We start from the raw sequence: 19,269 nt of genomic DNA on the forward strand, positions 1-19,269 counted from the left end.
CCATCCGAGCGCACGCGACTACTCCGCCGCCCGCCGAATCGAACGCGACTACTCCGCCGCCCGCCGAATCGAACGCGACTACTCCGCCGTCCGCCGGAGGTACCCTCCCCCGCCGACCAACGCGACCGCGACCAGCGACAGTCCCAGTTGCAGGCCGGCGAACCAGTAGGGCAGCCCGGGCACCGCGCCGCGTGCGAGGCTCACCGCGGGGTCCAGCACGGGAAGCCGGGCGGCCGTCGCGGTGTTGACCTCGCCGTAGCGCTCGCCGGTTGGTCGCTCGCCCTCGGGGAGCCGCTCGGCCTCGTAGGGAATCCGGTCGACGGGCGCGCTCCAGAGGACCGTCCCGTTTTCGTCGACCTCGACGAGGCGCTTGTTCAGCGTGTCGGTGACGAGGGTGTGGCCGTTCGCGAGCCGGTCGGCGTCGCGGGGCCAGTCGAACGGGATGCCGCCGGCCGAGTCGAGTTCCCACGCGACCTCCCACTCGTCGGTGCTCGCGTTGCGGTGGAGTTCGACCACGCGGTTGTTGTCGCTGTCCGCGACCAGAATCGCGCCGTCGCCGAGCCACTGGGGGTTGTGCTGGTGGTACAGCACGTCGGGGTCGCCACACCGCACGTCGCCGTCGCCGTCGGCGTCACGCAACTGGTTGCTCTGGGTGCACGAGGAGTCGTCGCCGTCGTCCTCGTTGACGACCTCGACGACGCCCTCGCCGCGCTCGACCACGAGAATCTGGTTGGCGTTGCGAACCGAGACGAGATACCGGCCCTCGTCGATGGCGTCGACGTCGTTGATGTGAAGCCAGTCCGTGGTCGTGGGGTCGTCGGGCGCGTCGTAGAACGACTCGCCGCGCCACTCCCAGACTGTCTCGCCGTCCTCGATTATGGCGATTCGCTCGTTCTCCATGTCGGTCATCAGGAACTGGCCGTCGCCGACCCGCTCGACGTCGTGGACCTCGCTGTTCGTCGGGGACCTCACGGGAAACGAGCGCTCGGTGACGACCTCGGGCGAGGGTTCGGGGTCGATGACGCGGAACCCGGTCCGGGTACACGGCGACTCGTAGGGACCGCAGTCCTCGTAGCCGCCCTGCATGAACCCGGCCATCACGCTCCCGTTGTCGAGCATCGTCACGTCGAAGTAGCTGTCGGTGTCGCCGGCGCGCCACGCCACGTCGTCGCCCTCGAAGAGTTCGACGCTGCCGTGGTCGTGCCACCCCGGACCGCCGCCCTGCACGCCGACGAGCGTCTCGCGCGTCTGGTTCTCACTCCCGGCGTCGACGCTCCGGTCGGGCGCGACGAGCGCGCTGACCGTGAGCGTCGAGGCGAGGAGGGCGACCCCGAGAACCGCAAACACCGTACCGAGCGTCCGTCTATCCATGCGGAATCGGTGGCGGTGGTCCGAGTGAAAAGGCTTCGAAGTCACGACGCACGCCGGCGTCCGAGCGACTACGGACAGAGCCTCGAATCGACACGCCGAGTCGACTCGACGAGGTGACTGGACAGCGAATCGACCGGTCCGCTCCCCCACAAACCTTTTCTCCGGCCGCTGAGTGGTTTCGCCCAATGGCCGACGTGGACGAACTCCTGACGGACGTCACCGACGATGCCGACGCGCTCTTCCTGTTTTCGCCAAGCGGGTCCTACTACGAACGCTGTACCGAACTCGACGCCGAACTGGTCGTGGTCGCGCCCGAGAACGCGGTGGGAGCCGAGGCGTTCGTCGAACTGCCGCTGTCGTTCGACGACGTCCGCGAACGCGTGGAGTTCGGCATCGAGGGCGGATTGGAACAGGGGCTGGTCGACGACGGCGACGTGGTCGTCTGCGCGCTGAGCGTCTTCGACGGCGAGACCGACACCGTGACCCGGGCGCGGGCCAGCGACTCGATGCACTCGGGGGTCTACGACCTGTTCGCCAACTCGCGGGCCGACTCTGGGGTCATCCGGGACGTCTTCGAGGTGGCCATCGAACTCGGCCGGAAGGGTCAGAAGGGCGAGCCCGTGGGCGCGCTGTTCGTCGTCGGCGACGCCGGCAAGGTCATGAACAAGTCCCGCCCGCTATCCTACAACCCCTTCGAGAAGTCCCACGTCCACGTCGGCGACCCCATCGTGAACGTGATGCTCAAGGAGTTCTCGCGGCTCGACGGGGCCTTCGTCATCTCGGACGCGGGCAAAATCGTCTCGGCGTACCGCTACCTCGAACCATCCGCCGAGGGCGTCGACATCCCGAAGGGGCTGGGCACTCGCCACATGGCGGCCGCCGGCGTCACCCGCGAGACCAACGCCACCGCCATCGTACTCAGCGAGAGCGACGGCCTCGTTCGAGCGTTCAAGGGCGGTGACCTGATACTCGAACTCGACCCGGAGGCGTACTGATGACGCCGATGCAGCCCGAGTGGACCGTACTCCTCCGCGAGGAGTTCCAGTACGTGCTCGCGGTGCTCATCCTGTTCGTGGGGAGCCTCGCCGGGTACGTCATCGGCCAGCTCAACGAGCGGCTGCTGACCGCCGCCGGCGTCCCCGAGGCGGTCGAGCGGACGCCGTTCGAGCGCACGGCCCAGAGTCTGGGCACCGACACGGTCACGCTGGTCGCCAGGCTGAGCTCGTGGTTCATCTACGGCGTGGTGGTGCTCATCGCGCTCAACGTCGCCGACCTGCTGAACGCCCAGCTGTTCTGGAGCGGCGTGCTCACCTTCATCCCGGACCTGTTCATCGCCATCCTCGTGTTCATCGCCGGGTTCGTCGTGGCCGACAAGGCCGAACTCGTGGTGGGCGAGCGCCTCCGGTCGGTCAAGCTCCCGGAGGTCGGTCTCCTCCCGCGGCTCGTCAAGTACACCATCGTCTTCCTCGCGGCGCTGGTCGCGTTCGCCCAGATCGGCGTCGCGGTCGGCGCGTTGCTCATCCTGCTGGCGGCGTACGCGTTCGCGGCCATCCTGTTCGCGGCCGTCGCGTTCCGGGACCTCCTGCGGTCGAGCGCGGCCGGGGTCTACCTCCTGTTGAACCAGCCCTACGGCATCGGCGACGAGGTCCGGGTGGGCGACGACCGGGGCGTCGTCCAGGAGGTCGACGTGTTCGTCACGCGCATCGAGAGCAACGACGAGGAGTACATCGTCCCGAACAGCCGGGTGTTCGAGGACGGCGTGGTCCGCATCCGGAAGTGATTCGATGCCGGGAACGCCCGACCCAGTCCTCGGCAGCAGGCTCCTCACGTTCGGCGTCGCGGGCGTGGTCGGCCTCGCCGCCGCGCTCGCGCCGGTCGTCCTGTCGCGGGCGCTCGGCGACTCGACCCACCGGCCGGAACTGGTAGCGGTCGGCGGCGGACTGGCGTACGCGCTGGTCTGCGTCGGCGCGTGGGCCGGCGCGCGACTCGCCGCCGACGCGTTCGTTTCGGGCATGGTCGCGGACCCGCTCACTCTCGTCGGGTGGACGCTGGCGGGCGTCCTCGCGCTCGGCGCGCAGGCAGCCGTTCCGTACTACTGCTACGCGCGCTGGGGACTCGTCGTCCCGCTGGCGGCGCTGTTCGGCGCGACCGTCCTCGTGCTGGTCGCGTTCCTCGGCGTTCGGGGCGAGTCCGACCCGCTCGCGCTCTACGCGCTGTTTTTCGGGCCGGCTGTCGCGGCCGGGACCTGCGTCCTCGCGCTCGCGGAGTTCGGCGTCCGGCGGTACGTGCTGGGCGGTGTCTGACTCGCCGGCCGCCCGACTCGGTCCCGGCCACGACCCGGAATCGGCAACCCTTTTGCCGGTCGCTTGCGCGGACTCGGGACGTGCACAAGATAACCAACAGCGGGTGGATAGAGGTGGTCACCGGCTGCATGTTCTCGGGCAAGACCGAGGAGCTGCTCCGGCGGCTCCGGCGGGCCGAGATCGCCGGGCAGGACGTGGCGGCGTTCAAGCCGTCGGTCGACGACCGCTACGGCGAGGAGACCGTGGGCTCGCACGACGGTCGCCAGTGGGACGCCACCGTGGTCGACCCCGACGAGGGCGTCTGGGAGGTCGTCGACGAACTCGACGGCGAGGACGTGGTGGCGATAGACGAGGCCAACTTCTTCTCGACCGAACTCGTCGACGTCTGCGAGCACCTCGCGGACCGGGACCGCCGGGTCGTCGTCTCCGGACTCGACCAGACGTTCCGGGCCGAACCGTTCGAGCCGGTGCCCGAACTGATATCGCTGGCCGAGTACGTCGACAAGTACCGCGCCATCTGCGCGGCGTGTGGCGAGCCCGCGACCCGAACCCAGCGGCTCATCGACGGCCAACCGGCCCACGTCGACGACCCGACCGTCCTCGTCGGAGCCGAGGAGTCCTACGAGGCCCGATGTCGGAACTGTCATATCCTTCGGGCCGACTAGTCCAGCCGTGACGCAGTGGGTCGAGAATCCCTCGGGCGGACGCGAGCGCGGTCCCGCGGCGCTGGCCCGCGCGTGGGTCGAGGTGCTGGTCCGGCCTCGGCGGTTCTTCGAGCGCGGGGTCGCGCCCGGCGACCAGGCTCCGGGGCTGGTGTTCGTGATAGCCGTCGTGGTCGTCGAGGAGGCCACCCGGTTCGCGCTGGTCCCCGGCGCGGCCCCGACGCTCGGCGGGCGACCCGGCCTCTCGGCAGCGTTCGGGGTCGCGGTGGCCGCGCTGTTCGTCGCGCCCGCCGCGCTCCACCTCATCGCCGCCGTCCAGACGCTCGTCCTGATGGTAGCGGTCCCCGACCGGGCCGGTATCAGCGAGACGGTCCAGACCGTCGCGTACGCCACCGCGCCGTGCGCGCTCGCGGGGATTCCGAGCCCGACCCTGCGGGCGCTCTGTGCCACCTACGGCGCAGTGCTGTTCGTGGTCGGGCTCCGGACGGTCCACGGCACTTCGACGCTCCGAGCGCTGGTCGCGGGGGCCGTCCCGGCCGCGCTGGTGTTCGGCTACGCCTTCCGGGGGTTCGCGGCGCTGGACGAACTGGTCGTCGCGCACGCGGACGAGGTGTGTATCCGACTCGTGGAACTCGACGCCACCGTCTGTTTCACGGTCGGATGACCGTCGAGTCCGTCGATTCGAGCGTCGGGGTTTGCGTGCGATAACTCGCCCTTTTCGCGGTGCGTACGCTACCCATCTTTCTCACTCGGCGCACACTGGCGTCTTGCCGAACGACGCGAGGCACGGCTCGTGGCCGCGTGGCTCCCGCGACGCGGCTTCGTGTCGCGCCATCATTGGCGCGAGCGACGACTGTGCGAAGCGAACGAGGAGGCTGGGGAGGCGTGAGGCTCTCGCTGCGCGATGGCGGTGCCGTGCGGTACCAGTGGCGTCGCAGTCGCGGTGGCGGTGCCGTTGCGGTGACTCGTTGGCGCTAGCAGTCGCTAGCGTCTCGTCGCCGGCTCGTCCTCCGCGTCTCGCTGTCGACTCCGTTCCCTACGGTTCACAGCCGATTCCGTTTTCGACGTGCCGGTGTTCCCCCCGACCCGCTCACTTATAAGACCGTCCGCGCCGAACCCGAGTCCGTGCTCAACCTGATACTCGACGATTTCATGGTCGAACTCACGGACGGAACCATCCGGAACGTCGGTCCCTCGAACAAGTCCGGCACCGCGAAGCTGTTCGACGTCGAGTCGGCCGAAGCCCGGGAGTTCGGCGACAAGCGCGTGAAGGTCGTCTGCGAGGACGACGACGGCAACGAGGTCCAGGTCGCGCTGTTCCCCGAGCAGGTCCGCGAGATAGCCGACGACATCGAGGCGCTGGAGGACGACAGTCCGGTGTTCGAGTAGCCGGGGACTCGTCGGGGCCGCCGGGGAACCGCCACAACGGGCAGTTCCGAAACCCCCCTCGCGAGTCGCCGAGCGCGTCCCGGGACCGCGGCGGTTCACACCCGCTGGAACATCGTTCCGGCGCGCTCGGCGGTCTCCCCGTCGCTGGCCGAGTCGCCGACGAACAGCACCGATTCGGGGGGCACGTCCAGTTCCTCGACCGCGGCCAGCAGCGGCCTCGGATGCGGTTTCCGCTCGGGGACGGTCCCCCTGCCCACGACCGAATCGACGTGTTCGGCGAGGTCGTGTTCGGCGAGCGCGAGCCGGACCGCCTCGTGGTGGTTGAGCGAGCAGACCCCGACCGGTATCTCGCGGTCGACCAGTTCGTCGGCGAGCGCGAGTCGTCGGGAGGCCCGCGCGCCCTCGCGCTCGGCCGCCGCGATGAGTTCGTCGGCCGCCGCGCCGACGCCCGCGTCCTCGGCGGCGTCGAGCAGCGTCCACGCGCTCAGCGGCTCGGCGTCGACGCCCTCGCGTTCGAGCAGCTCGCTCACCTCGCGCTCGACTCGCTCCCAGTCGACCGCGAGCCGGACCAGCGTGCCGTCGAGGTCGTACACTACCGCTCGGGGGTCGGGACCGGCGTCGTTTCGGGGCACGCCACGCGGTAGGCCCAGCACCGAAAAAGAGGTATCGGTCGTCCGGGTCGTCCGTCGGGTCGTCGCGATTCGGTGCGTCGGACCGGGACCGCCGGTCCCGGTCGGCAGGCGGCGGTCGGTCAGTCCAGCAGGTTGCGGGCGATGACCTTCTTCTGTATCTCGCTGGTCCCCTCGTAGATGGTGGTTATCTTCGAGTCCCGGTAGAGGCGCTCGACGTCGAAGTCGGTGGTGTAGCCGTAGCCGCCGTGTATCTGGACCGCCTCGTTGGTCACGTCGACCGCCGCCTCGCTGGCGAAGTACTTGGCCATGCTCGCCGCCAGTTCGACGTTCTCGCCCGCGTCCTCGCGCCGGGCGGCGTCGCGGGTGAGCAGGCGGGCGGCCTCCAGTTGGGTCTTCATGTCCGCGAGCTTGTGCCGGATGGTCTGGATGTCGGCGATGGGCCGGTCGAACTGCTCGCGCTCGGTGGCGTACGCCACGGCCTCGTCGAGGGCCGACTGGGCCAGCCCGACCGACTGGCTCGCGATGCCGATGCGTCCGCCCGTGAGGATGTGGAACGCCGCCGACAGACCCTTCCCCTCCTCTGTCAGACGGTTCTCGGCGGGAATCCGCACGTCGTCGAAGACGAGCGAGGTGGTGTCGCTCGCCCGGAGGCCGAGTTTGTCCTCCTTCTTGCCGACCGCCAGTCCGTCGGCGTCCTTCGGCACGACGAACTGGGTCACCGACCGGGGGTCCTCGCGGTCGGTCTTGGCGAACAACACGACCACGCCGCTGCGCTCGCCGTTGGTTATCCACTGCTTCTTGCCGTTTATCACGTACTCGTCGCCCTCGCGTCTGGCCTCGGTCGTCATCTCGGCCGGGTTCGAGCCGGCCTGTGGCTCCGAGAGCGCGAACGCCCCCACGGGTCGGCCCTCGGCCATGTCGGGCAGCCAGCGCTCCTTCTGGTCGTCGTCGCCGAACTCCGCGATGCAGGAGGTCGCCAGCGAGTGGACCGACAGCGCGGTCGCGACCGACAGCATTCCGTACGCGACTTCCTCGTTGACGACGCTGTACGTGAGCCGGTCCACGTCGAGACCGCCGTACGCCTCGGGGACGGTGAGGCTGGTCATGTCGAGGTCGGCGAGCCCGTCCCACACGTCCTCGGGGAACGTCTGGTTCTCGTCGGACTCGCGCGCGACCGGTCGAATCTCCTCGACCGCGAACTCCCGCACCACGTCGCGCATCGCCCGCTGTTCCTCGGAGAGGTTCATACCCGGAGTGACGGACGGTGCGTGGAAAAAGTTGCCTGTTCGGGGTTCGAGCCCCGACGCCGCGACGACCGCGCGGACCGCCCGCGATCACTCGCGCACGAACGCTGCGACCTCCTCGGGAGTCGCGTCGAGACCGCCGCCCTGCGCGAACGTCGGGCCGCCGCCGCCACCGCCGCCGAACGCCGCGGTCACTTCGTCGACCACGTCGCCCGCGTCGGGGTCGCCGCCGGTCGCGGCCACGACGAAGGTCGCGCCGTCCGCGCCCGACAGCACCACCGCGTCCGGCGCGTCCGCGCTCTCGCCGGCCAGTTCCTTCGCGCGGTCGGCGACCTCGTTCGGACCGAACTCCGGGACCGTTCCCACCACCCACTCGCCGCCGTCGCGCTCGATTGCGTCCTCGCGCAGGTCGTCGAGGCGGGCCGCCAGCAGTTCTTCTCTGGCGTGGCGCAGGTCGGCCTCCAGCGTCTCGACCTCGCGGCTGACTCGCTGGGCGGCCTCGGGCAGGTCGGCCACGCCCACGTCGAGGCTTCGGGCGGCCTCGCGGGCGGCCCGGACGCTCTCGGCGCGCTCGCGGATGGCGGTCGGGCCGACCGCGAACTCCACGCGGGTCAGCCCCTCGCCGGGGTTCGAGCGGTCGAGGACGGTCACGGGGCCGATTTCGCGGGTGTTCGAGACGTGCGTGCCGCCGCAGGCCGCCCAGTCCCACTCGGCGACGGTCACGACGCGGACGGTGTCGGCGTCGCTCATCACGCCCTCCTCGGTCTTGGTGTTGAACGCCACGTCGTCGCGCTCGCGGGCCTCCTGCTGGGGAATCTCGGCCCACGAGACGGGCAGGGAGTCCCAGACCGCGCGGTTCGTGAGTCGCTCTAGCTCGGCCAGCACCTCGTCGTCGACGTCGGTGCTGGTGGTGAAGTCGACCCGAATCTTGCGCTGGCCGATGTCGAACCCGCCGTAGCCGAGGTCGTCGAGCAGGCGGCGGCCCGCGCCGTAGAGGACGTGGCTCGCGGTGTGGGCGCGCTCGCAGTAGGTCCGGAACTCGTCGTCGACCTCGGCCTGCACGGTCTCGCCCGCCTCGAAGTCGGGGTCGTCGCCGAGGCGGTGGACGACTCGGTCGCCGTCCCGCTGGACGTCCTCGACGACCGCGCCGCCGACGGTGCCCCGGTCGGCGGGCTGGCCGCCGCTCTCGGCGTAGAAGTACGTTCGGTCGAGCGTGACCCGCCGGCCGTCGACCGATTCGACGGTCGCCTCGAAGCTCCGCACGGCGGGGTCGCGCGCCGCGAGTTGGCTCATACGCGGGGAGAGTCGGCCGGGCGACTAAAGGGTCACGTTACCGAGTGTCTCGCGTCGCGGTACTCGATGGCGTTCTTTCGGTTCGATTCGATTCAACGATTGCCCGCGTTGGTCGATGACGTGACGCTCCGGCGACCGGACGACTCGGCGCGCGGTGGCGCTTTCCTGAGCGAGGCAAGGCTCGCCAGCGCTCGGCGCTGACGGCGGCGGTGCGCGTTCGTGCGCCCCGAGGCTGGGCGGCGTGAGGTCCGCCGTCGCGGTTGCGGTGCTGTGTGGTTGCGGTTGCGGTGCGGTACTCAGAGGCTCGAGCAGTAGCTCGCTTCCCGACCGCATCGTACTCCGGCCCAAGTGCATCCGAGCTAGCTACTGCCTCGACAAATGAGTGACCGCAACTCCAACCGCCCCGCACCGCGACCGCACAGCGGGAGCCTCACACCTCCCCAGCCTCGGGGCGCACGAACGCGCCCCGCCACCGTCAGAGGCGAGCGCTGACGAGCCCTCGCTCGCGTCCGCTCACGAGGACCTCGCGCGCTTGGGCGCGCTCACGAGGACCCCACCAGCGCGCGCCGACGAAGGTACAGTAGTCGAGGTTAAAGTAGTCGAGAACGCCCGCGAACTAGTAATCGAAAACGACCTTCGCCCGGTCAGGCCACCGCTTCGACCGACTCGCGGAACACGTCGAAGCCGAGTTCGATCTCGCGCTCGGTCACGTCGAGCGGCGGCAGGATGCGGACCGTCTTGTACCCACAGCCCAGGACCAGCAGGCCGCGCTTGAGCGCCGCCTCGACGACCGCCTCGCGGCGCTCTTTGGTGTCGAACTCGACCGCGAGCATCAGGCCGCGCCCGCGCACGTCGACCGCATTGGGCAGGTCGGCGTCTTCGAGGAGTTCCCGCAGCTGGCGGCCCCGCTCGGTGACGTTGTCGAGCAGGTCGTACTCCTCGATGGCGTCGACGGTGAACACGCCCTGCATCGCGTCGACTATCTTGCCCGCGCCCCACGTCGAGGAGAGCCGCGCCTTCTCGTCGGGGAACAGGTCGCGGTTGGCCACCGTCGCGCCGGCGCGCAGCCCCTTCGCCGAGGTGATGACGTCGGGTTCGAGGTCGAGGTGGTCGACGCCCCACATCTCGCCCGTCCGACCCAGCCCGGACTGAATCTCGTCGGCGATGATGCGGACGCCGAACTCCTCGCGGATGGCCGCGAGGTCGGCGACGAACCCCTCGTGGGGCACTCGATAGCCGCCCTCGCCCTGCACGGGTTCGAGGATGAGGTAGGCGACCTCTGCGGGGTCGACGACGCCCCGCTCGGCGTGGAGTTTGTCGGCGACGACGTTGCCGCCGGGGCCGTCGGTCAGCCACGCGCGCTCGTACTCCTCGTCGGTCGCGGGGTAGGGCACCGACATCACGCCGCCGACCTCGGGGTAGCCCTTGCGGTGGTTGCGCTTCGAGCGGTTGAGCGAGAGCGCACCGAGCGTCCGACCGTGGAACGCGCCGTCGAACGTGAACGCGCGGTGGCCGCCCTGCGCGTAGCAGATTTTGATGGCGTTCTCGACCGCCTCCGCGCCCGAGTTCGACAGGAAGACGGTATCCATGTCGTAGTGGCTCGTGAGGTCGGTGATTCGCTCCATCAACTGGGTCGGACCGGGGAACTCGGGCTCCTCGGGCGGCCAGCCGCCGGCGGCGTAGAAGTCCTGGCCGGCGATCTTGGTCGGGTCTATCAGGCCGAACTCGTCGAACTTCTCCATCACCTTCGGGTTGTTGTACCCCAGCGGCGCTGACGCGACGTGGGACGTGAAGTCCAGCAGGACGTTGCCGTCGACGTCGGTGCAGAACGGTCCCTCGGCGTCCTCGGTGAAGTCCCAGACGAAGTCGTAGACGTACGTGCTCGGAGCCGAGAACTGGTGGTGGTAGTCGGCCCACTCCTCGGCCCGTTTGCCGGGCATCTCCTCGACGGTCGGCTCCGCGGCCTCTCGGTCCATGGCACGGGATATGGCCAGCCGGCTTTTAATTATTGCGAGGTAAAGCGCCATTCCCGACGAGTCGTCCTCGAGTTCGTGTCCTCCCCCCGTCGACGGACGCCACCACCGCCGCGACCCAACTCAGAGCGTCGCCACCACCGCCGCGACCGCCGACGCCGCGAGCAGGACGCCGCTCCACGCCGTGACCCGGTAGGCGAACGACCTGTCGGGCGCGGCGAGGGTGAGCGCGGCCTTGACCGCGATGGAGGAGGCGGTCGCCAGCAGGATGCCGAACACGGCGGTCTCGTGGGCGAGGTTGCCCCCGATGTACAGCAGGACCGCCGAGGAGGTCACGCCAGCGCTGGAGACCAGCCCGGAGAGGAGCGCGGTCACGTAGAACCCGGCCGAGCCGAACTGCTGTTGGGCGACCGCGCCGGCCACGATGACCAGCAGGAAGATGGCCCCGAAGCTCAGCGCGTTCCGGAGCGAGAACGGGCTCTCGAGGTCGATGTCGACCTGCTCGGACCAGTCGGCCGTGTAGGCCGCGATGGCGACGCTCCCGAGGATGACCGCCCCGAGGGGCAACACCGCCCCGTAGAGGACGGGCGCGTCGCCCCCGACCGTGAACGCCAGCGCGATGGCGAGGTTCCGAACCGCCATCGCGGCGTCGGCCAGCAGGATGGCCGCCACGCCGTAGGAGGCCGCCTCGGGGCGCTGTTTGACGTGGTCGAGCATGGTGCCGACCACGGCGGTCGAGGACGCCAGCCCGCCGAAAAAGCCCGTGACCGCGATACCCCGGCCGCCGTAGGTCTTCACGACCGCGTAGTTGACGATGCCGATGGCGGCCACCGTGACCACCATCAGCCACACGGTCCGGGGCTGGATGCCGTACGCGAACTCCTCGTTGGGGAGGAGCGGATAGATGACGAACGCGAGGATGGCGAACTCGACCGCCGACCGCAGTTCCTCGCGGGACATCCCCCACGCGAAACTGTGGAGTTCGCGCTTGAGCACGAGCAGCAGCGACGACAGCACGGCCACCGTGATGCCGACGAGGATGAACCCGTCCATCACGAGCGCGCCGACGCCGAACGCGACCAGCATCGTCACGGAGGTCGTCAGCGACAGCCCCTCGTCGGCCTCGTCGTCGGCCAGCAGCCCGCGCACGCCCAGCATGAGCCCCTGCACGATGACGAGCAACCCGCCCAGCAACAGCAACACCTCGTGGTCGAGCAGGGTGAACACGGCTCCCAGCAGGCTGATGAGCGTGAACGTGCGGATGCCCGCGGCCTTGTGTGACCACTCGCGCTCCAGCCCGAGGAACAACCCGAGCGCGGCGGCGAGCGCGACTCGGACGACGTCACTGTTCAGCGGCGCTTGCGCGAGGGCGTCGACGATGCTCGGCACTCTTCTACCTATTACTATGTAGGTATAAATATCTCTCCCCTGTTCGGGCGGGGACCTTCAGATGACTCGACAGTTCGGGGGCGTGGGGACCGACTGTCGAACCGTTCGAGACGCGCGTCGGTCAGCGGTCGGCGGTCGTGTCGTCCGTCCGCGCTCGGCCCCGGACCGCCGTCGTGCCGGCCGCCACCGCGTACAGACCGACGACGCCGAGTCCCGCGCCCGCCAGCGACTCCGCGACGGGAGCGAGTACGCGCGGCAGTTCGACGACGTACGACCCGACCAGCGAGACCGCCATCGCGGCGACGAACCACGCGCCGGCGGGGACCGCGATTCGGGCGTTCTCGCGGAGAATCGACGCCACGTCGAGGGTCGCGGGCGGTGACACCGTCGCCGAGAGCGAGACCCCCCGGACCGCGACGTAGAGCGCGGCCATCACGAACCCGGCCGTGCGGACGGGGCTGCCGACGTTCTGGAAGGCGGCGGCCCACGCCAGCAGGTTCCAGAACAGCAGTATCACGACGACGGGGACGGTCTCCACGACGAATCGCTGCGGCGAGAGGGACATGCCGGCACCGTTTCGCTGTACCCTTAAAAACCCCGTCCGTCGGCCACGGCGCGTCAGTCGCCCCGCGGCGCGGCCCGGGCGCGTCGGCCCCCGTCTCGCGCCGCGAGCGCATTGCCGGCGAGTGATATCGGGGAATCAGAGCAGGTGGACGTAGTCGTCGAGCGACAGCGCGAACTCCCGGCTCGGCGGCAGGTCGACCCACGAGAACTCGAACTCAGCGCCGACCTCCTCGCCCTCGCCGGTCACGGTGTGGGTCCAGCGGTCGCGCGGGTCGTGGACCGTCGCGTGGAAGAAGTGCCGGACGTACCGGCGGGCCCGCCGTCGGGTCCACACGTCGGTCGTGAGGTGCCGGGCGTCGCCCAGCGCGCCGAGTCCGCTCTCCTCGACGACCTCCCGGAACACCGCCTCGCGGGGGCGTTCGCCGGGTTCGATGGTTCCCTTCGGTATCTGGAGGCCGTCGTGGCCCGGCCCCTCGAACACGAGGAGCTCGCGGCCGCTCCGGGCGTCGCCCCCGTCCGTCCGGGGTCCGCCGGCGTCGCCCCGACTGTCGCTCCCGTCGCGGGTGATGTACGCGCACGCCTTGGGGACGTAGGTCGTCTCGTCGACGGTCGTGGCCGGTTCCGTGCTCATCGTTCCACGTTCGACGACGCCGTCCGGTAAAACGCTTTCTGGAAGGAATATTAAGGAGGCTAAGGTGTCGGCGTCGTACTCCCCGATTCGGCCCGTCGCGGCCGCGCGGACGCCTCGTTCCGGGTTCCGAACGAACTAAGTCCGTTCGTTCGGTCTCCCCGAACGATGACCAACTTCGTTTGCGGAATCGTTGGAGAGCCGAGCGACCGTTCGCGGACGCCACAGTCGTAACCGACGCCGAACCTAACGCTCCCATGTCTACGCCCACGTTCGACGCGATACTCGTCCCGGTCGCATCGTCCGACGACGCCCGAACGACCGCTCGCGCGCTCCGCGAGCACTTCGACCTCTCGGGGACCGACGTGACGTTCGCGTTCGTCGTCGAGAAGGCCGGCGGCGTCCCCGACAAGGCGGGCGTCGAGCAGCGCGAGGCGGTCGCCGAAGACGCGTTCGAGGCCGCTCGCGCCGAACTCACGGGCGTCGAGGTGGGGACCGAGATCACCTACGCCACGGACGTCGCCGACGGCATCCGGGGGGTCGCGGCCGACGTCGACGCCGACGCCATCGTGTTCGTCCCGCGGGAGGGAGGCCGGCTCGCCCGGTTCCTGACCGGCGACGTGGCGCTGTCGCTGGCCACCGACAGCGACCGTCCCGTGGTGTCGCTCCCGACCCCGGAGGTAGGTGGATGACCGACGAGGAACTCGCCAAGGACCTCGGCCCGCTGGCGGCGCTCACCATCGGCGTGGGGACGATGATCGGCGCGGGCATCTTCGTGTTGCCCCGGCAGGCCATCTCTAAGGCCGGGTCGCTGGCGGTCGGCGCGTTTCTGGTCGGCGGCGGCATCGCGCTGTTGACCGCGCTGTCGGCCAGCGAACTCGGCACCGCGATGCCCAAGTCCGGCGGGGCGTACTACTACGTCAACCACGCGCTCGGGCCGCTGTTCGGCTCTATCGCCGGCTGGTCGAACTGGCTCGGGCTGGCGTTCGCCTCGGCGTTCTACATGGTCGGGTTCGGCCAGTACGTCGCCAACATCCTCTCGCTGCCCGACGGGTTCGTGCTCGGACCGATTACGCTCTCGTCGGTCAAACTGGTCGCGCTCGCGGGCGCGGCGCTGTTCGTCGTGGTCAACTACGTCGGCGCGAAGGAGACCGGCCGCCTGCAGAACATCATCGTCGTCGTCCTCGTGGCCATCCTCGGCGTGTTCACGGTCGTCGGCGGGCTACAGGCCGACCCGACCAACCTCCCCGAAAGCAAGGGCTTCGGCGCGATGTTCAACACGACCGGCATCATCTTCGTCTCCTACCTCGGGTTCGTCCAGATAACCAGCGTCGCCGAGGAGATAAAGGACCCCGGCAAGAACCTGCCCCGAGCGGTCATCGGGAGCGTCCTGCTCGTGACGGTTATCTACGCGCTCGTGTTGTTCGTGATGAGCGCGGTCGTCGAGCCGGGGTACATCGACGCGCTCGGCACCGACCAGATCGCGGTCGTCGAGGTGGCCCGACTCATTCTCGGTCCCGCCGGCGCGATCGCGATGCTGTTCGGCGGCCTGCTCGCCACCGCGTCGAGCGCGAACGCCTCGATTCTGGCGTCCTCACGCATCAACTTCGCCATGGGCCGGGACAACATCGTCACGCCCGACCTCAACAAGATACACCCCCGGTTCTCGACGCCCTATCGCTCCATCGCGGTCACGGGCGGGCTCATCCTGGCGTTCATCGCCGTCGGCGGAATCGAGACGCTGTCGACGATGGGAAGCGTCCTCCACCTCGTCATCTACGGCCTGCTGAACGTCGCGCTCATCGTGATGCGCGAGGCCGACGTGGCCGACTACGACCCGGACTACCGCGTCCCCCTCTACCCGCTCACGCCCATCGCGGGGATGGTGACCTCGTTCGCGCTCATCGCGTTCATCAGCGAGGTCATCATCGGGCTGAGCTTCGCGCTGGTGGCCGGCGCGGTGGTGTGGTACTTCGTCTACGCCCGGTCGCGAACGGACAAGCAGGGCGTCCTGAGCCAGTACGTCCTCCGGCGCTCCGAGCGGCTGCCCGACAGCGCGGTGTCGGCCGCCGAGACCGTCGCGCCCGACGGCGGCTCGTTCCGGGTGCTGGTGCCGCTGGCGAACCCCGAACACGAACGGGGGCTCATCACGCTGGCCAGCGCCATCGCCAAGCAGCGCGGCGGGCGGGTCGACGCGGTCCACGTGGTGAAAGTCCCCGACCAGACCACGCTGGAGTACGGGGCCCAACACCTCGACGACATCGACGCCGACTCCGAACAACTCCTGGCCGACGCCCGGGCGGACGCCGAGACGTTCGGCGTCCCCGTCGAGACCCACGCCGTCGTCTCCCACGAGAGCTTCGAGAAGATATTCGACGTGGCCGGGACTCACGACGCCGACCTCGTGGTCATGGGCTGGGGTCCCGACTCCCACGGCGTACCCGGCCGCATCGAGGGGCGGCTCGACGAACTCACCGCCGACCTCCCGTGTGACTTCCTCGTGTTGCGAGACCGGGACTTCGACCCCGACAGGATTCTGGTGCCGACCGCCGGCGGCCCGGACTCCGAGCTCAGCGCCGAGATCGCGACCGACCTCCGGGCGGAGTACGGCTCGGCGGTCACGCTGCTCCACGTCGCGACCGACGGCGACCGGGACGCCGCCGAGCGCTTCCTCCGCGAGTGGGCCGACGACCACGGACTCGGCGACGCGACCCTCCGAGTCGAGACCGGCGACGTCGAGGACGCCATCCGGGTCGGCGCGCGCGAGAACTCGCTGGTCGTGCTGGGCGCGACCGAGCGCGGGATGCTCTCGCGGCTGGTCCGGGGGTCGCCGGCCCTCGACGCGGTGGACGCGCTCGACGCCTCGGTGCTGCTCGCCGAGCGGTCCCGGACCCGGTCGCTCCGGGACCGGCTGTTCGGTCGGTAGCGGCCGCTCGCACATCGCTTCCCCGCCACTCGATAGCAGCACGGACTCGGTATCGGGGATTGACGCGAAATCGAATCGGGCGGTTCGATAATTCAGTGGGGAGCGGGGCACCGGAAGATACTTGCTGACACGAAGGTTACACGTCGACATGGCCGCTTCCACGCGAACGCGTGACGCCCGGACGCTTTCGGGTGTCATCGTCGGGCTCTCGGTCCTCGGAATCGTTCTCCTGGTCGCAAATATACCTCGTTCCCCACTTCGGAGCGGAACCCTCGAGCTGTTCACTATCTTCGCGCTCCCGCTCGTGATCTCGCTGGTTGCGTACGTCCGATTCGCAGAACCGCTCGTCCGGTGGGAGGTCGCCCTGTTAGCCGTCTGGGGAGTGCTCGGTATCGCCGCTACGGCCTTCGTCGGATTTCTGGCGACGATGGACACGCCCGGCAGCTATCCGGGTGCTGGAGTCGAACTCCTCCGGAATATCGCGATGTTCGTTTCGGTTGCGCTCGGGCTGGGTCTCCCCTACGGTGTCGCCGGGAAGTTCCGGCGTGAACGCCCCCGACGAACCGTCGTAAGCGCACTCGTCGCCCCGTTCGTCCTGCTCGTGCTCTTCATCGCTGTCACAGCTTCGATATAGCTCGACGACCGACGTTCGATAAAGTCGCATACCGTTACGCGCTTCCGATAGCGAAGCCGAATTACCGAGCGCGCCGCCGACGCCCCTCCTACGGCCGGCCGATGGACAGCGGCTCGGCCGCCTCCCACCGGGGTTCGAACTCCTCGCGGACGTCGGCCGCGAACTCGGGGTCTTTCATGTCTATCATGGCGAAGGCCTCGTCGGGGTCGAGCGGGTGGGCCACCTCGATGCACACCTCCGCGTCGTCGATGAGGTTGAACGTTCCCCGGAGGTCGTCGGCCGTCCGGACCGCGAAGGCGGGGTGGCCGGCCATGGTGTCGATGTAACGCTCCCCCACGCTCGGCGGGAGGGTGTCGACGAGGTGGGGCGACATCAGCAGCGAGACCTCGACGCCGCGGTCGAGCGCGGCCTCGAGGTGACGGGCCACGAGGTCGCCCACGTCGCCGATGTCGAACTGGGCGGTCGAATCGGTGGCGACCATCACGATGCGGTCGTCCGCGGCGTCGAGGCGCTCGACCAGCAAATCGACCGACTCCTCGGAGCCGACCGCCGCGGTCCAGAACCCCTCCTCGACCGGCTCGGCCGCGTCGAGTTCGTCGGTGAGGTCGCCGACGATGCTCTCGTACTGCTCGGCCTGCTCCTCCAGTTCGGAGAGCTTGTCGTCCAGCAGGCGGTTGAGGGCGGTGTCGGGTTCGACCGCGACGTACTTCTTGGGTCGGCTCGCGCTCTGGGAGCGAGCGAGGCTGTGGGTCTCCAGACTGCTCAGCACGTCGTAGATGCGGCCCATCGGCACGTCGCTGGCCCGCGACAACTCCTTTGCGGTTGTCGGACCCGCGTCGAGAAGCGACCGGTACGCTCGCGCCTCGTACTCGGAGAGTCCGAGGTCTCGTAGACTGGCCATGTGCGGGCATGACGCTCGGGAACTATAAACTCTCGGACCGTTGTATCCGGCGGCGCGAACGCGGGGTCGGGCGAGCGTCGCGCGCACGAGCCGACGACCGTACCGGCCTCACGCCTCGGTGTCGTGGGACACGACCTGCCCGTTGTGGACGTACGTCCGGTCGTGACGGGTCCGCTCGCCGTCGGGGTGGTCGGTCGTGACGCGGGAGAACGCGACGGGCAGTCCCATCCCGAGGTAGAGGTTCGCACGGTCCTGCACCTGGAAGTGGAGGTGTGGCTCGGTCGAGTTGCCCGAATGGCCACAGCGTCCGATTTGTTCCCCGCGCTCGACGGTGTCGCCCTCCGAGACGCGGACGCTGCCGTTCTTGAGGTGCGCCAGGACGCTGTACTCGTCGGTGGCGTGTCGGATGACGACGCAGTTGCCCACGAGTCGGTACTGTAACGGGTCGAACCAGCCGGACGTGCGGTGGTAATCGCGATGACCGTCCCTGACGGTGACGACGGTGCCGTCGGCCGGAGCCAGTACGGGCTCGTCGAAGCAGTAGAACGACTCGACGCCGCCGCTCCCGTCGTGGGTGCGTCCCTGCTCGTTGGTCTTGACGAAGTCGTAGGCGTACCGCTGCTGGAGGAGCGACCATGAGTGTGAGTACTGCGGGTCGGGGCTCCCGTTGAGTACCGTCCAGTCGCCGTCGAACGGGAGCCGGTAGTCGACGTCGCTCTCGTAGCCGTCGGCGTCGACGACGTCGCCCCGACGCCGGAGCAGGATCAGCAGGTTGCCGAGGAGTTGGAACAGTCCGCGGACGGCGATGTTGGGGTGGACGAGCAGCCACAGGAACTGGAGTCGCTTGAAGATGCTCCGTTCGTACCCCGACTCGACCCACCCTTCGGGGCGCTCGTGGGAGTCGTCGTCCGGGGACTCGCCGCCCGAGACCGCCGTTCGCACTCGGGTCGCGAAAAACCGGACCGCGCCGAGAACGAACGGGACGAAAAGGAGCGGGAAGAACAGGTAGAACAGCTGTGCGAGCTCGAAGACGGGCGAGACGAACCGCAGGTGCTCCAGCGAGCCGAAGAACCCGAGCAGACCCAGCCGATTGCTGGCGCGGTTCACGCGCTCGACGACCCGCTCGCTCCTCGAGTAGGCCCTCCCGAACGGGTGGGCGACCTGCTCGGTCATGGCCGTTGGGAAGACTGCGACTCGGCGGCGCGCGCGTCCGCCCGTCGCAGTCGGTCCGGAGAGCGCCGGTCCCCGGTTCGTCGGCCGGTTCGGCCCGCAACGTCGTCGCGCGAGGCTGTCCGTGGGTCCATCGGGAGATACTGTCGGCCGTTCGGTAATATTATTTTTGATACGTGGGGCCGCACGC

General features: G+C 69.3%; 19 protein-coding genes. 9 read left to right on the plus strand and 10 right to left on the minus strand.

The window, feature by feature from the left end; genetic code table 11:
* Positions 1-78: 78 nt before the first annotated feature.
* Positions 79-1,371, minus strand: a complete 1,293-nt coding sequence (locus EPL03_RS15015) for an arylsulfotransferase family protein (RefSeq protein ID WP_135830153.1) — start codon at positions 1,369-1,371, stop codon at positions 79-81.
* Between the two features lie 185 nt (positions 1,372-1,556).
* Here EPL03_RS15015 and dacZ point away from each other — a divergent pair, with 185 nt between their 5' ends.
* The 6 genes from dacZ (at position 1,557) to EPL03_RS15045 (ending at position 5,725) form a co-directional block, all read left to right on the plus strand.
* Positions 1,557-2,366, plus strand: a complete 810-nt coding sequence (dacZ, locus tag EPL03_RS15020) for a diadenylate cyclase DacZ (protein ID WP_135830154.1) — start codon at positions 1,557-1,559, stop codon at positions 2,364-2,366.
* 8 nt (positions 2,367-2,374) lie between these two features.
* Positions 2,375-3,151, plus strand: coding sequence for a mechanosensitive ion channel domain-containing protein (locus EPL03_RS15025; RefSeq protein WP_135830342.1), 777 nt, complete (start codon positions 2,375-2,377; stop codon positions 3,149-3,151).
* A gap of 4 nt (positions 3,152-3,155) precedes the next feature.
* Complete coding sequence (locus EPL03_RS15030) at positions 3,156-3,674, plus strand: hypothetical protein (RefSeq protein ID WP_135830155.1); 519 nt, start codon at positions 3,156-3,158, stop codon at positions 3,672-3,674.
* 80 nt (positions 3,675-3,754) lie between these two features.
* Positions 3,755-4,339, plus strand: a complete 585-nt coding sequence (locus EPL03_RS15035; protein ID WP_135830156.1) for a thymidine kinase — start codon at positions 3,755-3,757, stop codon at positions 4,337-4,339.
* 7 nt (positions 4,340-4,346) lie between these two features.
* Positions 4,347-5,000 carry a YIP1 family protein gene (locus EPL03_RS15040; protein WP_135830157.1) on the plus strand — a complete coding sequence of 218 codons (654 nt, stop codon included), beginning with the start codon at positions 4,347-4,349 and terminating at the stop codon, positions 4,998-5,000.
* A gap of 461 nt (positions 5,001-5,461) precedes the next feature.
* Positions 5,462-5,725, plus strand: a complete 264-nt coding sequence (locus tag EPL03_RS15045) for a hypothetical protein (protein ID WP_135830158.1) — start codon at positions 5,462-5,464, stop codon at positions 5,723-5,725.
* 95 nt (positions 5,726-5,820) lie between these two features.
* On the opposite strand, the gene EPL03_RS15050 is transcribed toward EPL03_RS15045, so the two are convergent.
* From EPL03_RS15050 to EPL03_RS15080, 7 genes are all read right to left on the minus strand, one after another.
* Positions 5,821-6,357 (minus strand): HAD family hydrolase, encoded by a 537-nt coding sequence (locus EPL03_RS15050; RefSeq protein WP_135830159.1) that lies wholly within the window; start codon positions 6,355-6,357, stop codon positions 5,821-5,823.
* A 119-nt stretch (positions 6,358-6,476) separates the two neighbouring features.
* Entirely contained in the window at positions 6,477-7,604 is a 1,128-nt protein-coding gene (locus EPL03_RS15055) for an acyl-CoA dehydrogenase family protein (RefSeq protein ID WP_135830160.1), read from the minus strand.
* An 87-nt stretch (positions 7,605-7,691) separates the two neighbouring features.
* On the minus strand, positions 7,692-8,894 hold the full coding sequence (locus EPL03_RS15060; protein ID WP_135830161.1) for an alanyl-tRNA editing protein: 1,203 nt from the start codon (positions 8,892-8,894) through the stop codon (positions 7,692-7,694).
* A gap of 644 nt (positions 8,895-9,538) precedes the next feature.
* A complete protein-coding gene (locus EPL03_RS15065) occupies positions 9,539-10,870 on the minus strand; it encodes an aminotransferase class III-fold pyridoxal phosphate-dependent enzyme (protein WP_135830162.1) in 1,332 nt (443 codons plus the stop codon).
* Between the two features lie 120 nt (positions 10,871-10,990).
* The gene (locus tag EPL03_RS15070) at positions 10,991-12,256 is read right to left on the minus strand and encodes an MgtC/SapB family protein (RefSeq protein WP_135830163.1); all 1,266 of its coding nucleotides are present in this window, start codon (positions 12,254-12,256) and stop codon (positions 10,991-10,993) included.
* A 121-nt stretch (positions 12,257-12,377) separates the two neighbouring features.
* Complete coding sequence (locus EPL03_RS15075; protein ID WP_135830164.1) at positions 12,378-12,821, minus strand: hypothetical protein; 444 nt, start codon at positions 12,819-12,821, stop codon at positions 12,378-12,380.
* A gap of 135 nt (positions 12,822-12,956) precedes the next feature.
* On the minus strand, positions 12,957-13,451 hold the full coding sequence (locus tag EPL03_RS15080; RefSeq protein WP_135830165.1) for an NUDIX hydrolase: 495 nt from the start codon (positions 13,449-13,451) through the stop codon (positions 12,957-12,959).
* A gap of 254 nt (positions 13,452-13,705) precedes the next feature.
* Here EPL03_RS15080 and EPL03_RS15085 point away from each other — a divergent pair, with 254 nt between their 5' ends.
* From EPL03_RS15085 to EPL03_RS15095, 3 genes are all read left to right on the plus strand, one after another.
* The gene (locus EPL03_RS15085) at positions 13,706-14,140 is read left to right on the plus strand and encodes a universal stress protein (protein ID WP_135830166.1); all 435 of its coding nucleotides are present in this window, start codon (positions 13,706-13,708) and stop codon (positions 14,138-14,140) included.
* Positions 14,137-16,374, plus strand: a complete 2,238-nt coding sequence (locus EPL03_RS15090; RefSeq protein ID WP_135830167.1) for an amino acid permease — start codon at positions 14,137-14,139, stop codon at positions 16,372-16,374. The genes EPL03_RS15085 and EPL03_RS15090 overlap by 4 nt, the downstream gene beginning before the upstream one ends.
* Positions 16,375-16,522: 148 nt before the next feature.
* Positions 16,523-17,008, plus strand: a complete 486-nt coding sequence (locus tag EPL03_RS15095) for a hypothetical protein (protein ID WP_210425012.1) — start codon at positions 16,523-16,525, stop codon at positions 17,006-17,008.
* Positions 17,009-17,096: 88 nt separating this feature from the next.
* Here EPL03_RS15095 and EPL03_RS15100 read toward each other — a convergent pair whose 3' ends face one another.
* Positions 17,097-17,909: a TrmB family transcriptional regulator gene (locus EPL03_RS15100; protein WP_135830168.1), complete on the minus strand. Its 813-nt coding sequence runs from the start codon at positions 17,907-17,909 to the stop codon at positions 17,097-17,099.
* A 108-nt stretch (positions 17,910-18,017) separates the two neighbouring features.
* A complete protein-coding gene (locus EPL03_RS15105; RefSeq protein ID WP_135830169.1) occupies positions 18,018-19,082 on the minus strand; it encodes a M23 family metallopeptidase in 1,065 nt (354 codons plus the stop codon).
* Positions 19,083-19,269: the final 187 nt, after the last annotated feature.

This window comes from Halorussus halobius (assembly GCF_004765805.1).
GTDB classification, from domain to species: Archaea; Halobacteriota; Halobacteria; order Halobacteriales; family Haladaptataceae; genus Halorussus; species Halorussus halobius.

Bases quoted from the DNA above. Each gene is read 5' to 3' on its own strand.
- EPL03_RS15015 (WP_135830153.1), bottom strand. From the start codon at position 1,371: ATGGATAGACGGACGCTCGGTACGGTGTTTGCGGTTCTCGGGGTCGCC.
- dacZ (WP_135830154.1), top strand. From the start codon at position 1,557: ATGGCCGACGTGGACGAACTCCTGACGGACGTCACCGACGATGCCGAC.
- EPL03_RS15025 (WP_135830342.1), top strand. From the start codon at position 2,375: ATGCAGCCCGAGTGGACCGTACTCCTCCGCGAGGAGTTCCAGTACGTG.
- EPL03_RS15030 (WP_135830155.1), top strand. From the start codon at position 3,156: ATGCCGGGAACGCCCGACCCAGTCCTCGGCAGCAGGCTCCTCACGTTC.
- EPL03_RS15055 (WP_135830160.1), bottom strand. From the start codon at position 7,604: ATGAACCTCTCCGAGGAACAGCGGGCGATGCGCGACGTGGTGCGGGAG.
- EPL03_RS15060 (WP_135830161.1), bottom strand. From the start codon at position 8,894: ATGAGCCAACTCGCGGCGCGCGACCCCGCCGTGCGGAGCTTCGAGGCG.
- EPL03_RS15065 (WP_135830162.1), bottom strand. From the start codon at position 10,870: ATGGACCGAGAGGCCGCGGAGCCGACCGTCGAGGAGATGCCCGGCAAA.
- EPL03_RS15075 (WP_135830164.1), bottom strand. From the start codon at position 12,821: ATGTCCCTCTCGCCGCAGCGATTCGTCGTGGAGACCGTCCCCGTCGTC.
- EPL03_RS15080 (WP_135830165.1), bottom strand. From the start codon at position 13,451: ATGAGCACGGAACCGGCCACGACCGTCGACGAGACGACCTACGTCCCC.
- EPL03_RS15085 (WP_135830166.1), top strand. From the start codon at position 13,706: ATGTCTACGCCCACGTTCGACGCGATACTCGTCCCGGTCGCATCGTCC.
- EPL03_RS15090 (WP_135830167.1), top strand. From the start codon at position 14,137: ATGACCGACGAGGAACTCGCCAAGGACCTCGGCCCGCTGGCGGCGCTC.
- EPL03_RS15095 (WP_210425012.1), top strand. From the start codon at position 16,523: ATGGCCGCTTCCACGCGAACGCGTGACGCCCGGACGCTTTCGGGTGTC.
- EPL03_RS15100 (WP_135830168.1), bottom strand. From the start codon at position 17,909: ATGGCCAGTCTACGAGACCTCGGACTCTCCGAGTACGAGGCGCGAGCG.
- EPL03_RS15105 (WP_135830169.1), bottom strand. From the start codon at position 19,082: ATGACCGAGCAGGTCGCCCACCCGTTCGGGAGGGCCTACTCGAGGAGC.